This is a genomic window from Bacillus sp. MUM 13, assembly GCF_001866725.1.
Taxonomy (GTDB): Bacteria; Bacillota; Bacilli; order Bacillales; family DSM-1321; genus Peribacillus.
The window spans coordinates 1-16,412 of the sequence record NZ_MLYQ01000014.1 but is presented as its reverse complement, the minus strand read 5'-3'; the positions used below and the strand labels follow the sequence as shown (position 1 = coordinate 16,412).

At 39.9% G+C, this 16,412-nt stretch carries 11 protein-coding genes and 1 pseudogene; 8 read left to right on the top strand and 4 right to left on the bottom strand.

From position 1 onward, the window contains the following. Positions 1-185 precede the first annotated feature (185 nt). The 6 genes from BIV59_RS04940 (at position 186) to BIV59_RS04915 (ending at position 7,660) form a co-directional block, all read left to right on the top strand. A complete protein-coding gene (locus BIV59_RS04940; protein WP_071350349.1) occupies positions 186-890 on the top strand; it encodes a response regulator transcription factor in 705 nt (234 codons plus the stop codon). Positions 891-892: 2 nt separating this feature from the next. Next, the gene (locus tag BIV59_RS04935; RefSeq protein ID WP_071350348.1) at positions 893-2,278 is read left to right on the top strand and encodes a sensor histidine kinase; all 1,386 of its coding nucleotides are present in this window, start codon (positions 893-895) and stop codon (positions 2,276-2,278) included. Positions 2,279-3,624: 1,346 nt separating this feature from the next. Further along, the gene (galU, locus tag BIV59_RS04930) at positions 3,625-4,512 is read left to right on the top strand and encodes a UTP--glucose-1-phosphate uridylyltransferase GalU (RefSeq protein ID WP_071350347.1); all 888 of its coding nucleotides are present in this window, start codon (positions 3,625-3,627) and stop codon (positions 4,510-4,512) included. Between the two features lie 18 nt (positions 4,513-4,530). Further along, on the top strand, positions 4,531-6,216 hold the full coding sequence (locus BIV59_RS04925; protein ID WP_071350346.1) for a DUF6044 family protein: 1,686 nt from the start codon (positions 4,531-4,533) through the stop codon (positions 6,214-6,216). Positions 6,217-6,248: 32 nt separating this feature from the next. Then, on the top strand, positions 6,249-7,262 hold the full coding sequence (locus tag BIV59_RS04920; RefSeq protein ID WP_071350345.1) for a glycosyltransferase family 2 protein: 1,014 nt from the start codon (positions 6,249-6,251) through the stop codon (positions 7,260-7,262). Continuing rightward, positions 7,256-7,660, top strand: a complete 405-nt coding sequence (locus tag BIV59_RS04915; protein WP_071350344.1) for a GtrA family protein — start codon at positions 7,256-7,258, stop codon at positions 7,658-7,660. The genes BIV59_RS04920 and BIV59_RS04915 overlap by 7 nt, the downstream gene beginning before the upstream one ends. A gap of 67 nt (positions 7,661-7,727) precedes the next feature. On the opposite strand, the gene BIV59_RS04910 is transcribed toward BIV59_RS04915, so the two are convergent. Both BIV59_RS04910 and BIV59_RS04905 read right to left on the bottom strand, forming a co-directional pair. Continuing rightward, the gene (locus BIV59_RS04910; RefSeq protein ID WP_071350343.1) at positions 7,728-8,960 is read right to left on the bottom strand and encodes an aminopeptidase; all 1,233 of its coding nucleotides are present in this window, start codon (positions 8,958-8,960) and stop codon (positions 7,728-7,730) included. A gap of 275 nt (positions 8,961-9,235) precedes the next feature. Then, positions 9,236-10,723, bottom strand: coding sequence for an aldehyde dehydrogenase family protein (locus tag BIV59_RS04905; protein WP_071350342.1), 1,488 nt, complete (start codon positions 10,721-10,723; stop codon positions 9,236-9,238). 318 nt (positions 10,724-11,041) lie between these two features. On the opposite strand from BIV59_RS04905, the gene helD reads away from it, so the two are divergent. Then, a complete protein-coding gene (helD, locus tag BIV59_RS04900) occupies positions 11,042-13,396 on the top strand; it encodes an RNA polymerase recycling motor HelD (RefSeq protein WP_071350341.1) in 2,355 nt (784 codons plus the stop codon). Positions 13,397-13,730: 334 nt separating this feature from the next. Here helD and BIV59_RS04895 read toward each other — a convergent pair whose 3' ends face one another. Then, positions 13,731-14,231 carry a GNAT family N-acetyltransferase gene (locus tag BIV59_RS04895; protein ID WP_170846084.1) on the bottom strand — a complete coding sequence of 167 codons (501 nt, stop codon included), beginning with the start codon at positions 14,229-14,231 and terminating at the stop codon, positions 13,731-13,733. A gap of 423 nt (positions 14,232-14,654) precedes the next feature. Between BIV59_RS04895 and BIV59_RS04885 the strand changes: the two genes are divergently transcribed. Next, positions 14,655-15,500 (top strand): manganese catalase, encoded by an 846-nt coding sequence (locus BIV59_RS04885; RefSeq protein WP_071350338.1) that lies wholly within the window; start codon positions 14,655-14,657, stop codon positions 15,498-15,500. Between the two features lie 75 nt (positions 15,501-15,575). Here BIV59_RS04885 and BIV59_RS04880 read toward each other — a convergent pair. Next, positions 15,576-16,114, bottom strand: a pseudogene (locus BIV59_RS04880) (manganese catalase family protein); the annotation flags it as partial. Positions 16,115-16,412 lie beyond the last annotated feature (298 nt).

The following is a 16,412-nucleotide window of genomic DNA, read 5'->3' as shown; positions in this document are numbered from 1 at the left end:
AGGTTTAGCAGCATTTAGATAATGTCTGCTCAATATGTGGAAGGTTCACGGATGAAAAAATGATTAAAATAGGATTAAAATTTCATGATATCCGGCGTTCAGTGCTACATTAATAAGAAGAGATTGCATAAAAGAGCTATATGCTGAAAAAAGTGTAATCAGAAGCTTCATTAGAGGTGAGGAAAATGAAGAAGAAGATATTAGTTGTTGAGGATGAAATGCAAATAGCCAAGGTATTGAAAATAGAACTGGAATATGAGGGATACGAGGCGGCTGTTGAATATGATGGCAAGTCTGGTCTTCAGGCTGCATATGATTTTAACCCCGATTTAATTATATTGGATATCATGCTGCCTGAACTGAGCGGCATTGAGGTTTTGAGGAGACTGAGAAAAGAAAATAATCATGTACCGGTCATCCTGTTAACAGCAAGGAATTTAACGATGGATAAAGTACTTGGTTTAGATCAGGGTGCCAACGATTATATAACAAAACCTTTTGAGATTGAAGAATTGCTTGCAAGAGTCCGTTCCTGTATCCGCCATTATGCTTATGATAATAATGGAAGCATCAATGAAGACGGAAGCGTGGTTCTGCATTTAGGAAATCTTAAAATTCATTTGGAGACCCGTGAAGTAGTACGGGAAGGGACCCAGATTATTCTTACTCCAAAGGAATATGATCTTCTCGTTTATTTAATCAGCAATAAAAATAAAATAGTTACTCGTGAAAATATCCTCATCAATGTCTGGGGATATGAATATGAAGGAGAAACTAATGTCATTGATGTCTATATCAGGCATTTAAGAAAAAAGATCGATGAATGTTTTTCATCTCCGCCGCTTATTCAGACCGTTCGCGGTGTCGGGTATACGGTAAAGGAGAATTAACTTTGAAGATCACAACAAAAATCAATTTAATGACAACAGCATGGCTAATGTGTATTTTAATCGCAATCAATGCGGTTGTGCTATTTTCATTCATGAAAATCACCGTAAATATGGAGCAGGAAACTGTTCTTCAAAAAGCGGATTCCATTATTAAAGAAATTAATATCCTGGATCCGCCCCAGCAAACAATAGAAAAATTGAATCCTTTCTTAACGAATCATTCCTTTATCAGGATTGTTCAGCCGGGGCCGAAAATCCTGAGTCAGGCGGCCAACGATAAGCATCTGGCTGAAATAGGGGCCAAATTCAGCGATAAGGTGAGTACCCAGCGGCGGGTGATGCATGAAAAAGAAGGAGAAGAACAGGTGCTGATTGTAAGAGTCCCGATTCATGATAAGCAAAAAGTGATAGGGACGCTTGAAATTGGTGAAAGGCTATTGGGCCTTGAAGTAAGAAAGGACATTCTTCTGTCCATCCTCATTACCTGCACGGTCCTGGCTGCTATCCTTTCTTTATTTGGCGGTGTGATTTTATCAAATATCATTATACGTCCCATCACCAATATGGTTAAAACCATGGAGGATATCGAACAAAGCGGAATTCCTAAAAAAATCGTGATGCAAAAGAAAGCAAAAGACGATCTGCAGAATATGGCAGATACTTTTAATCGGATGATCATGAGATTAGAAGATAACATAGAAAAACAAAAGCAATTCATTTCGGACGCATCACATGAAATTAAAACGCCTCTGACAGTCATTAAAAGTTATGCAAACCTTCTTAGAAGGAGAGGCATGCAGAATAAGGAAATTACAGATGAAGCGATAGATTCCATTCTTTCAGAAGCTACACGAATCCAAAAAATGACAGAAAATTTTCTTGACCTGGCGAATACTGAAAATGAGAATGCACTGGATATCAAACAAGTCCACATTACAGCATTGTGCCAAAGTATCTTGAAGCAGTTAAAAGGAGCCTATAAAAGAGAAATCCTGCTTCATTATAAAGATTCCCAAACCGTTATTCTGGCAGATGAATTGAAAATTAAACAAGTCATCATTATCCTGCTTGATAACGCCATAAAATACAGCATGGAAAAAATTGATGTTTTTATTGAAGGCTATGAGGAGCATGCCGTTATCCGGGTGAGGGACAGCGGAATCGGAATACCGGCTGATGAACTTAAGAAGATATTTGAAAGGTTTTACCGGGTGGATAAAGCAAGAAGCCGGGAAACTGGGGGAACAGGCCTTGGCTTAGCGATTGCTAAAAATATTGTAATCCAGCATAAAGGAGAAATAAACATAAGCAGCGAGGAAGGAAAAGGGACAGAAGTTGAGGTGATTCTGCCGTTAATCCATCCTGCAGATCCAAATCAGGAGAGCTGACCATACACGGACAGCTCTTTTTGTTTTTTTAAAAGGCTCTTTTCTTAAAGTTTGTTGTTTTTTAAGAGTTCTGTGAGGCAATCATATTGTTAAATCAGCCACTTGGAATAGAAACATAGTTTACGAAAACAGCCTTTTGAAATACTTCCAGGCCTGAGTAAAACCTATAAGGTAATAACAGCTGCGTCACCTGTTTCGCAAACATTATGCCGCTATATTTAAAATAGTATTGTTTTAATTAAATTTTAATGTGATTTTCATAGATAATTAAGGCTCAATTGGTACATTTACTTAAGATCTTTAAAAAACGCTCAGAATCGGTATAAAAGGAAAAGAAATATTTTCAAAGCTGAATGGATACTATTAAAGTAAGAAACGAAAACCCGGAAATCATTTTTCCTTTCAGTGATTATCTCAGATAAAACAGCTGTAAGAGCAAGCAGAAAACAAGGCCGTTTCTTATTTGGAATGTAGCTGGAGAATATAGGAAATATGGAAAAATTGCTCAAAAAGACGCATCATTACATACTCATCATCGTGTACACTGAGTATGTGAACGAGAAAATGACATCTAATCTCTATTCGGCATTATAGGAAATTCAGGGTCTGGTGTTTCCACAGTAATTATTGTTTGGACAAGGCTTTAGGGAATCCAGGGTTTCAGATGATATGAGTGGCCGTCTATCAAAAAGCAGATTATCAAATAGCAGGAAATGCAGGATTCTTTCAGTCATGCTGAAAGCCTGTTGCCTGGAAGTCTTACATTTAAAGAATACAAAAAAGGATTTCATATACAGAGTATAGTACAATAAGAAATAGTTCATTTTATTTACAAAAATGTAAAATATATACAGGAATAATACCAAGGGAAGACGGCGAAAAGCTTAGTTTCAAAAGAATGCCGTTTAGCATGAAGGTACTGAGGATTTTTAATGAAGGAATATCAAGTGCTTCTTTGGCCTTATGTCAGCAGTCTGGCAGTTTCGAAGGAGAACCCGCAGAGTTATGCCGGTGCTTATAAAGGGTATATAGCCTTGTGGCGCAATACTATATAGTCTTGAGATGGAGAGACGTGCGAAGTAACATGGATTTGTCGATCAATTAAGTCGCGCGGGTTTTAAGGAAGTGAAGGCCAAAAGAATGAAAAGCGGAGAAGATAGACGAAATGATTTAATGGGCTGCCTTAGTCCTATGCTGGTTTTGGCTGGCAGTGATTGAGCCGGAAGGTGCGTAAACCATATTGGCTTAAAGCTTTGGGCGTAAGGAGGATGCTGAAGCGGAAATCAGCAGGGAAGATAAACGAAAGCCTATAAATAAAAAAACAGTTGTATATAAGGAGAAAAAAGATGAAAAAAATCAGAAAAGCAATTATACCTGCAGCAGGACTTGGAACAAGATTTTTGCCGATTACAAAGGCTATGCCCAAGGAAATGCTTCCAATCGTGAATAAGCCGACCATTCAATATATTGTAGAAGAAGCCATCGAGTCTGGCATTGAAGATATCATCATTGTGACGGGCAGAGGAAAAAGAGCCATTGAGGATTATTTTGATCATGATCCGGGTCTTGAGCAATTTTTGCGCAAAAAAGGAAATGATGCGCTTTTAAAAGAAGTAGAAAAGGCGAGTGAATTGATCAATATTCACTATATTAGGCAAAAAGAACCAAAAGGTCTGGGCCATGCTATCTTGTGCGCAAAGTCATTTATTGGCGACGAGCCATTTGCAGTGCTCTTGGGCGATGATATCACTGAGGCTAAAACGCCGTGCCTTCAGCAGCTTATAGAACAATATGATCAGCATAACTCTTCTGTAGTGGGTGTTAAACAGGTGCCGCTTCAATCAGTTTCAAGATATGGGATTATAGATCCTGAAACAAATGAAGGGTTACTGTATAAGGTCAAAAACTTTGTTGAAAAACCTTCTGTTGAAGAAGCGCCCTCTGATCTGGGTATTATCGGCAGATATGTATTGACTCCGGAGATATTCGGGCTGCTTGAAAGCCAGGAAGCCGGAAAAGGCGGAGAAATCCAGCTGACGGATGCTATTGAAAGGTTAAACGCCTTCCAATCTGTCTATGCATATCAATTTGAAGGTGAAAGATACGATGTGGGCGAAAAACTGGATTATATTCTGACAACTATGTCATTAGCTGTTAAGGATCCAGGTTTAAGAACACCGATTTTGGAAAAAATGAGAGAGATACTGGAAGAATCTAAGCAATACCAAAATTAATAGTTAGGAAATTGGATAATGAATCAAAATAAGTTTGCAAGCAAAGAACGAATTTTTCTATATGTGGCTTTTGCACTGATTATTCTCTTTCTTTCACCCATGTTCTTTTTGGGGCAGGATGCCCATATGAGGGTTCATGATAATTTGGATTCAAACATTGCCTGGTATAAGGTTCTTCGAAACAGCGGGGAACTATTCGGCCCAGTAAATGCAGTAATTCCTCAAATAATAAATGGATTGCCGCGCAATGCTTTTGGAACAGAATTCAGCGGTATACAGTGGCTTCATAATTTGTTTGATCCAATGACTGCATATTCATTGAGCCAGGCCCTTACAAGGATAATTGCCTTTATAGGCATGTACATGCTTTTAAAAAGGCACTTTATTAAAGACCAGGATGCATATCCGATTACAATTGGCGTTTCATTGGCATTTGCTTTAACGCCCTTTTGGCCCTCAGGCATGCTGAGCACGCTTGGACAGCCGCTTGCTTTATGGGCGTTCCTGAATATTAGGAAACGCGAGGGAAGCTGGAAGGATTGGCTGACACTCACATTGCTGCCTCTTTACTCTAGTTTTGTATTGGGATTTTTCTTTTTTCTGACGGCAATGGGCTTGCTATGGCTGCGTGACCTGGCTGTAAAGAGAGATATAAATGCAAAGTTTTTGGCAGGCATAATGTATATGACTCTGTTATTCTTATTGATTGAATACAGGCTTGTATTTTCTCTTGTGATTCCTGAAGCTCCGACAAGCAGGAATGAATTTGTCAGTTCCACTCTTGGGTTCTGGCATACCATTCGTCTTGCAATCAAAAATTATTTTCTTGGACATACCCATGTCATGACCCTGCATACACTTTTTATTGTGCCTTTGTCTTTCATTGTAATTTGGTTCATTGCAAGACAGGGATTATGGAAACAGGAAAAGCAATTCGTCCGCCTGTTTATTTTGAATGGAGTACTGTCCATCTGGTATGCGTTTTGGTTTTTTAAAGGTTGGGAGCCATTGAAGGAAAAGTTTGGACTCTTAAATACATTCAACTTTGCCCGTTTTCATTTTTTGAGGCCGATGATTATTTATATGATGTTCGGGTCAGGTGCTTATATCTTATGGAAAAAGGGCATGGCTGCAAAACAGCTGGTGAAGATTTTCCTGATCCTGCAAATTGCACTATTATTCCTGGCTAATCCGGAGTTATACTACCGTGTGGTTCATCAGCCATCTTTCAGGGAATTTTATGCGGAGGATCAATTCAGGGACATCAAGAACTACATAGGGAAACCACAATCATCCTATAGAGTCGCCAGCATTGGCATTCATCCTTCTATTTCACAATATAACGGTTTTTACACACTTGATACGTATAACAATTTTTATCCATTATCATATAAACATCAGTTCCGCAAAATTATAGCAAAAGAGCTGGACAAAAATAAAAAAGAAAAAAGATATTTTGATACGTGGGGAGGAAGGTGCTATATCTTTGTTGCAGAGCTTGGGAAGAAATATGATTATCGTAAAGACAGCAAAAAGAAAATTCATAATCTGCAGCTAAATACGGCAGTTTTCAAAAAAATGGGAGGACGCTATATTATGTCCGCGGTGCCCATCTTAAATGCCGAAGAAGATGGCCTTCATTTCCTTAAGTCATTCAATTCAAGCCATTCAGCATGGAAGATTTATTTATATAAAGTTAAGTAAAGTTTATAGGTACCAAAAGGAGGTCATTGATTTTGCACTATCCCGTATTAACGATTGTAGTGCCTTGCTATAATGAGGAAGAAGTTTTCCAGTCGACAGCAGCGCAGCTTACATCTGTAATGGAAACACTAATTAGTGATAAGCTTATTTCCGAAGAAAGCAAGCTTCTATTTGTCGATGATGGCAGCAAGGATAACACTTGGAAGCTTATTGAGCAGGAATCAGAAAATAATGAATTTGTAAAAGGACTGAAGCTTGCACACAATGCAGGCCATCAAAATGCGCTTTTGGCAGGTTTAGCGACGGCAAGCAAGCTTTCTGACTGCGTCATTTCAATTGATGCAGATCTTCAGGATGATGTGAATGTCATTCATAGCTTTGTAGAAAAGTATTGGCAAGGATATGATATCGTTTATGGCGTGAGAAATGACAGAAGCACAGATACGTTCTTTAAACGAAACACTGCTGTCGGGTATTATCGCTTTATGAACAAAATAGGGATCAGCCTGGTGCCTAATCATGCGGATTTCCGCCTGATGAGCAAAAGAGCCTTGGAAGAATTGCTGAAGTACAAAGAGACGAATATTTTCCTGCGGGGAATCATTCCTTTAATCGGGTTTCCTGCAACAGAGGTGGCGTATGCCCGCAAAGAGCGGATGGCAGGGGAATCTAAATATCCTCTGAAAAAAATGATCGCATTTGCCCTGGATGGAATCACATCCTTTAGTATCGCGCCTATCAGGCTTGTAACTGCAGTCGGCTTTCTGGCCTTTTTCATCAGTTTATTGGCAGGAGCCTATAGTTTAATTGTTAAATTGCTGGATCATTCTGTAACCGGCTGGTCATCGCTCATGATGTCAGTCTGGCTGATTGGGGGATTGCAGCTAATAGGAATCGGCATTATTGGGGAGTATGTCGGGAAGATATTTAAAGAAGTGAAAAAAAGGCCGGTTTATGCCATTGAAACGGATCTTTATACACCGTCTTCAGCTGGCCAGCAATCCTACAATTCCTTTAATAACCCGCCTGTTACAGAAGAATGGTGAAACTTCTCTCAGGCTCTTTTATCCGTTTTTTGGCGGTTGGAATCATTAATACACTCATAGGATTGGCTATTATCTTTACATTCATGAATTTGCTTCATTTTTCCTATTGGACATCCACTTTAATGGGCAATATTATTGGTGCTGCAGTAAGCTATATATTAAACAGGAAATTTACTTTTAATAGCACCAAAAATCAAGCAGGGAGTGTATTGAGATTTATCCTTGTTATATTAGCCTGCTATTTTATTGCATACGGCCTTGGCTTAAGAGCTGTTCATCTGGCTTTGGGACATCTTCCGGCCATTCCCCGACATTTTGAGAAAAATCTTGCCGTGATCATAGGCATGGGGCTATATACCATTTTGAATTATTTCGGGCAAAAGAAACTGGTTTTCTAAGGACTTGCCTGATTAATATGCAAAACGCCTGGATAGTGAAATCCAGGCGTTTTTGGCAATACTAGTATTAAAAAGCCCAGTCGCCGTTTCTGAATACAGGCTCTGAGGTTCCATCTTCTTTAATTCCATCAATATCCATTTGATCTGAACCGATCATGAAGTCTACATGTGTTAGGCTTTCGTTCAGCCCGTTTTCTTCCAGTTCTTCTTGGCTCATTTTTTTGCCGCCTTCAATGCAAAAAGCATATGCGCTTCCGATTGCTAAATGGTTTGAGGCGTTTTCGTCAAATAGTGTGTTGTAAAATAAAATATTTGATTGGGAAATTGGCGAATTGAATGGTACAAGTGCTACTTCTCCAAGATAATGTGAACCCTCGTCCGTTTCGACAAGCTGCTTTAAGATTTCCTCACCTTCTTCTGCCTTCACTTCTGTGATTCGTCCATCCTTAAAGGTTACAGAGAAGTTATCGATAATGTTTCCGCCGTAGCTAAGCGGTTTTGTGCTGGAAACTGTACCATTTACACCAGTTTTCAAAGGAACTGTGAATACTTCCTCAGTTGGCATGTTAGCCATGAATTCATGGCCTTTTTCATTGATGCTGCCGGCACCTACCCATAGATGCTTAGAAGGGAGCTCAATGGTCAAATCAGTTCCTGGGGCGCGGTAATGAAGTTTTGTATAGCGTTTTTCATTTAAATAGTCCACTTTTTCATGGAGGCTGCTGTCATGGGCTTTCCATGCATCTACTGGATTTTCCGCATCAATGCGGGTTGCTTTAAAGATGGCATCCCAAAGCTTATGTATTCTAGTTTCTGCAGCATCATCAGGGAAAACTTTATCTGCCCATGCCTGAGAAGGAACGGCAACAATTGACCAGCTAACCTTGTCTGACTGCATATATTGACGGTATTTCTTAAGGGCTGTTCCTGCTGCTTTTTGGAAATTGGCAATCCTTTCAGATTGAATGCCTTTCAGCAGATCAGGGCTTGATGAGATGACCGATAAAAAGGCTGCACCATTTTCAGCTAATTCTATTGTTTCTTTGGCTCTATACTCCGGATATTCGCTGAAAACATCGTCAGGAGCCAGTTCATATTTTGTGCGTCCGACAATATCATCATTCCAGTTAACAATGACATTGCGCGCTCCTGCTTTGTAGGCTTTTTTTACGATTTCCCTTACAAGCTCGGCTCCCTCAAGCATTGTATTGATAACAAGGGTTTGCCCTTCTTGGACGTTTACGCCAACTTTAACGGCAAGCTCTGCGTATTTTTCTAAATTAGTCTGAAAGTTGCTCATTAATCATTCTCCTTTTTCATTATCTACATTTATTGTACTTATTGTTCTATAAAAAAGATACTATTTACTCTGATAATTATCACTAAAGAAAGTGGGAAGACAGCAACATACCCGCTTATCAAAAGCGGTCATTCGTATGGGACTTGTGACGTGCAATACCATGAAAAAGAGCCAAAGAAACATTCTTTGGCTTCTCTCTTAAAGTGGGCTGTTTTTCAAAACTTTGCTGCTGTGGAACAGCGAGGCCGATTTTTAAATCAGCCTTTTTGAGACTATTATCTGCCAAGATTTACCCAGACGCTTTTAACTTCTGTATAATTATTGAGTGCATACGAGCCCATCTCGCGGCCCATGCCTGATTGTTTATACCCGCCGAAAGGAGAGGCTGCATCAAAAGCGTTATAGCAGTTGACCCAGACAGTTCCTGCACGCAGCTTGCTGGCAACATAGTGAGCATTAGAAATATCTCTTGTCCACAGGCCGGCAGCCAGTCCATATTCGCTTGCATTAGCGCGATTAATCACTTCATCAAGGTCTTCATATGGAAGTGCAGCGATGACCGGACCAAATATTTCTTCCTTTGCAATGGACATTTCATCATTGACCGCTGCAAAGATCGTTGGAGAAACGAAGTAACCGTCATCCTGGGGCTTGCTGCCGCCCACAAGCACTTCAGCACCTTCATTTAAGCCTTTTTCGATATATCCAAGTACACGATCCTGCTGTTCCTGCGAGACCAGCGGGCCAATCTGTGTATTCGGGTCAAGTCCGGCGCCCTGTTTGATGTTTTTAGCATGGCTTACCATATCGGCAACCACATTGTCATAGTGTTTCTTTTGTATAAATACACGTGAGCCGGCACAGCAAACCTGTCCCTGGTTAAACATAACCCCGTTCAATGCTCCTGGGATTGCTTTTGAGAAATCCGCATCAGGAAGTATGATATTTGGAGATTTTCCTCCCAGTTCAAGTGTTACGCGCTTCAATGTATATGCTGCAGATTTCATAATCGATTTTCCGACTTCAGTTGATCCGGTAAAGGCGATTTTATCAACAAGCGGATGGTTTACAAGGGATTGTCCTGCAGTTTCACCGAATCCGGGAACAATATTCACTACGCCTGGAGGGAAGCCAGCTTCATTTATCAGTTCGGCTAAATAAAGAGCTGACAGCGGAGTCTGCTCGGCGGGTTTCAATACAACTGTACATCCTGTTGCAAGTGCGGCACCAAGCTTCCACATTGCCATAAGAAGAGGGAAGTTCCATGGAATGATCTGTCCGACAACACCAACCGCTTCATGCCGGGTATAGTTAAAGTAATTTCCGCTCACAGGAATGGTCTGGCCGACGATTTTCGTAGCCCAGCCGGCATAGTATCTCATATGCTCAACAGCAAGCGGGATATCTGCATTTGTTGTCTCTCCAATAGGCTTTCCGTTATCAAGGGTCTCCAATTGGGCCAATTCCTGTTTGTTCTGCTCCATTAAATCAGCAAGCTTGTACATCAGATGGCTTCTTTTGGCAGCGCTCATTCTTGACCATTTGCCTTCATCAAATGCCTTTCTTGCGGCTTTGACGGCCATATCGATATCAGCCTGGTCTCCTTCGTATACGTCTGCAAGCTTTTCTCCTGTTGCCGGGTTTGGAGTGGAGAAAGTCTTATTAGAAGCACTTTCAACAAATTCCCCGTTAATAAAAAGTTTTTTCGGGCCCTGCAGGAATTTCTGCAATTTTTCGCTAATTTCCAGCGTAAGATTTGCCATGAATACCCTCCTCATTAATTGGTGTAGCCGCTTATTTTGAAAGCGTTTGCAACGTCCTTCGGGAATATCATATCGAAAATTAAATGAATATTCAATTATTAATTACCGACAAAAAAAATGAAATTTCGCGTTATTACATCATGAAGAGGAATTTAGGGCATAAAAAAATACAGATATTGAATCTGCGGAGGGATTGTGGTAGCATAAAATGAGGTTTGAATATTAGTTATAAATTAAATATAATTATCCTACTTTATATTATACACATAATTAATGATGGTGTCAATCAAAAATAATTCGTTGATCAGGAGGCTTGCTATGAGGAATTGGGAAGAAGAAATACAGCAAGAGCAAAAACGGGTGAGTGATGTTGTTCACAGAATCAATATCTCAACAGCGGTATTTATGCAGCAGATAGGTGAAGCAGGAACTGATATTTCGGGCTTGAGAAAAACCTTCTGGGATGATGTCACAGTGAATCTTGATAATCCTGACGATCTTGCAGAAACATATATCAGCATACGTCAGCAAACAGAGCTTTTATCCGAGAGAGAGCGGCGGCAGGATCATTCAAGAAAACAGCTGAAATTGCTTAAAAAGCTAAAATACTCCACTTATTTTGGAAGAATAGATTTTATGGAAGCTGGAGAAACAGAGACAGATCAAGTGTATATCGGGATAGGTTCTTTTTATGACGATGAGTCAGATTCTTTTCTTGTCCATGATTGGCGTGCACCAATATCCAGCGTGTATTATGACTATCTGCTGGGACCTGCTCATTACGATGCTCCTGCAGGGGGGATGGAAGGTACATTAACGCTGAAGAGGCAATATATCATCAAAGAAGGCAAAATTGTCAGTATGTTCGATGCCGGTATCACGATAGGAGATGAGTTATTAAAAGAGGTTCTGGGCAGCCAGGCTGACAGCCAAATGAAAAGCATCGTTGCCACCATCCAGAAAGAACAAAACCTGATTATCCGGGATGAAAGAAGCAAGCTGCTTATTGTTCAGGGTTCAGCGGGCAGCGGAAAGACATCATCTGCCCTTCAGCGGATTGCCTTTTTGCTATACCGTGACAGAAACAATATGAATGCAGACCAGATTTTGCTCTTTTCCCCTAACGCACTTTTTAACAGCTATGTGTCTAATGTGCTTCCTGAACTTGGAGAAGAAAATATGCAGCAGACAACATTCGAGCAGTATTTGCTTCAATTTCTCCAGGAAGATTTAAAGATGGAAAGCTTGTTTTCTCAAATGGAATATGTACTGGCCACTTCTGAAGATCCTGGATATCTATCCAGACTGCAGAATATATCCTTTAAATCTTCTTTAGCGTTTTTAAAAATGATAGAAGAATATCTACTATTTCTTAAGAAGGACGGAATGCTTTTTAAGGATATTATATTTAGAGGCAGAGTGCTTATATCTAATGAGGAACTTAAAGAGCTGTTTTATGAGGAAGAACAATCAATTCCCATTCCAAACAGGCTGGCATTGCTGTCTGAAAAACTGCTCCGCCAAGTACGGAAAATGGAGATAAACGAAAGAAAGCAATCATGGGTTGAAGAAGAAATGCAGTATTTAGATAAAGAAGATTATTTAAAAAGCTACAGAAAGGCTCTAAAAGTCAAAAATGGCGAGGATAATGATGATTTTTCAGATAGTAAACGGGAAGAAGTCATTTTATCTTCTTATATTGTGAAGAAAAGCTTCAAGCCCATCTATCGTCAAATCAAAACTTTTGGATTTCTGGATGTTGTTTCTATCTATAAACAGCTTTTTGTTGATAAATTAAGTTTTGGAGGAAATCTTTCTTTATTTCCTGAGACGTGGGATGAAATTTGTTTAAGTACTGTAAGGATGCTTGATGGAAATGAATTATATTATGAAGACGCAACACCATTATTATTTTTAAAAGAAGGCCTTGAAGAAGGAATGAAAAATACAGGAATTCGGCATGTGTTTATTGATGAGGCACAGGATTACTCTCCTTTTCAATTTGCTTTCATAAAGAAGGTTTTTCCGAATAGTAAAATGACTGTCTTGGGGGACAGCAGCCAGACCATTTTTGCTCATGGAAATGAATTTGGCATGGATATTCTCTCTGAATTATTTCAGCAGGAAGAAACCAGGAAGATTGAATTAACCAAAAGCTACCGGTCCACACGTGAAATTGTTGAATTTACGAAATCCCTCCTTATTGACGAAGAAAACATAACGCCATTTAACCGGCCGGGAGTAAAACCGGAAATTACTATATGCCGGAATTCCCAGCTTAAAGAAGCGGTAATTACGGCGGCTGAAAGTCTCCGTGAAAGAGGCCATGAGTCCATAGCTGTGATATGCAGAACTGAGGGAGAAAGTGTTCAGGCTTATCAGGAATTAAAAGACAGCATCCCTCTTAAGCTTATCAGACAGGGCAGGGGGGAGTTTGAGGAAGGAATCGTTGTCATTCCTTCTTACCTGGCAAAGGGAATAGAATTTGATGCCGTAATCATTTATAACGGTTCAGAAGCTGTATATAATAGAGAATCAGAACGGAAGCTGTTTTATACAGCTTGCACGAGGGCCATGCATGAGCTATACATTGTTTCAGCCGGGGCATTGACATCCTTTGCAGATGAAGCTTCAAAATCCTTAGCTAACGTACGGTATCTTAATGCTGAATAATTCAAACGAAAGAGCAATCTAATTGAATTTAAAGTAATTAAAGAAACATGAGTAACAATGTATTTTTAAGGTGTATCAACAGTTTGTTTGATACGCCTATTTTTTATGGTTTTTTTTCTTTATTTTATCACTGCATTTGAACTTTTTCTCACCACATGATTTTAGGTTAAGACTCTGTTGCACGTTTTGTTGATATTTTGCAAAAGAATGAAGGACCGCATCTCTGCTGATACAATTCAAGAAACAAATCCAGGCGTTGACTCTTCTAAGTTAGCCATTGGACAGCATATTAATCTACTTGCTTTTATAAAAAAAGAACTCACTTGGAGTTCCTTTATAATTCCCTAATAAAGGCTTTGACAATTATCCCATCATTCATTGGTTCTAAATCTAGATCAGATAAACGCTCAAATCCCATGTCTTCATAAAGAGATAGAGCTTTTTCCATAAAAGACGCTGTATGAAGACCAATGTGTGAATGATTTTCTTCTTTTGAAACTTTAAGACAATGTTGAATAAGCATTCTTCCTATTCCTTTGCCACGAATGTTAGGTTTGACCGAAAGCATACGAATTTCTGGATAACTCTGTACATTTTCACTCCAATCATAAGCTTGAATTGATGGCGGAAATAAAACAACACTTCCTGCAATTTGACCATCAAGTTCAACAATGTATATCTTCGCATTGCTTTTTAAATCATTATCAGACACAAGTGTGCTTTTTAAAACTTCGAAATGATTTTTTGAAACGAATTTTTCGTATTCTTTATAACTTTCTAATCTGAGTTTTCTAATCTCTTCTATTTCTCCGTTTTTCATTTCTCTGATTTCCAATTCGTTCATCTCCTTTAATTTAATGTTTCATTCTATTCTATATATATAACAAAAAGCAAAAGAACTCGATGAAAAAAAAGAAAAAAAGGGATTCACTTTAACACTATTAGAAATCATGAAGAACTTTATGCTTACTATAAAGCAAAGAGTAAGAGCTATAAGAATAAACGTATCGCTGATTCTGGCACTTTGCTGTTTTACTCCTGAAGGTTTTTTTGTTACAGGAGAGACCCGCAGGCGCAGCCGGAGATGCTCAACCGCCCGCACCAAGGAAAGCGGGCATCCTGGAGCGGAAATCATCCATCTTTTTCCATAGCAACAAAGTGTAAGAAAACAGCCTTTTTTTAAAAAGAAGAGTTTGGAAAATAAGCCCAGGGGTACAAAGTATATGAATTATAAAAACTAAAGGAGGATTCATAACCTATGTTTCGACATCAAAAAGAATTACAATTTGAAGTGAAAGTTGATCGTCCGGATCCGATGCTTGCCCGTCAGATTCAGGAAGTATTGGGCGGACAATTTGGAGAAATGACAGTCATGATGCAGTACCTCTTTCAGGGATTTAACTGCAGGGGTGAAGAGAAGTACAAAGATATGCTTATGGATATCGGGACTGAGGAAATTGGCCATGTAGAAATGCTGTGCTCTTTAATCAGTCAATTGCTTGATGGTGCAACACCAGCAGATCAGGCGGAAGCAGCTAAGGATCCTGCTATTGCAGCGATTATGGGGGGCGTCAATCCGCAGCATCTTTTAGTAAGCGGACTTGGAGGGCTGCCGACCAATTCAAATGGTATTCCCTGGAACGGGGGATATATTGTGGCAAGCGGAAATTTATTAGCGGACATGCGTTCAAACCTGCATGCGGAAAGCCAGGGCCGCCTTCAAGTTGCCCGATTATATCATATGACCAAAGATGAGGGAGTTCGTGCTACTTTCCGTAAAATGCTAGCCCGCGACCGGTATCACCAGTATCAATGGATGGCTGCGATAGCTGAGCTGGAAGAGAAAAATGGTGTAGTCGTGCCAGCCTCATTCCCGCCGGAAGCGGAAATGGAATCACAGCAGGAAGCATATGAATTCTGGAACTTGTCAGAAGGAGAAGAATCCTCTGAGGGCCTTTGGGCTCAGGGAACAGCCCCTGATAAATCCGGTGATTTTGTGTATGTGGCAAACCCGGTAGCGAAAGGGCAAATTCCTAATCCGGCAATACCATCTCCTGAACTTCACCATGACCTTGATGATATCAAACATCGTGTTTCTAAATAAATAAGTAAAAAACCCGGATAAAGGATGTTAACATTCCTTTATCCGGTTTTTTTTTATTGAAGCAGTCGTGATAATTTATCGTCCCATGTCTGAAATGCCAGGGCTATGCATGTTGGGTCTTTCGGGAAGCTGCGGAACCGGGAAGCCGTATGGAGGCTGTACCACGGAAAGCTCTCCGCCATTTCTGCTTGGAGTTTGCCCTGAGAAAATTTCAGCAATCCTTTTTTGATCTAGTCTGAAGTTAAATTGTACATTATGGAAGCCCATATCAACATACTTTTTACACTCTGGATATTAATATCATAATTAGGCACAGGGAAAAGTTTTGCCCAATCGACTCCTAATGTTTCCAAAGCTTTAGCAAAAGCATTTTGGTGGGCATTGTCCCTCACTATCAAGAAAGCAACTGTCTCTCTCAGTGTTTTATTTGAGCTCATTTCATAAATTCTGGATTTTTGTAAAACGCCAGTCGATTCCAGTACCAAATTATCCAGCAAATCAGCAATTAGATTTCCATGGCTGTATACATAAGAGCCCAGCCAAGGATTTCCATTCGCATCTTCTGCTGCAGAACCGCCCATAATATAGTGGTTCGGCAGGGTATGCTTTTTAGCTGCTGCAGGATCTGTTTTATCTGCAACAATAGGATTAATCAATTCCTCTTTGTAGTAATACATCATATCTACTCAAGCCAGTATTCAGTTCCCCAATTATTATTTCGGACAGGCGGGGAGGTCGTACAGTAGGATAGCGGGCTGGACTTTAAACCAAAACCAGTCATTCAGCGGACAAATGGCCCTGGCATATCGCCGGGGTTTATTTTTTTGAGTCTCACCTTCCCGCTAATCCCACAGGAGTCACGCACCTTACACTCCAATCAATCCGGTTTAACAACGGGATCGCTTCACAGAA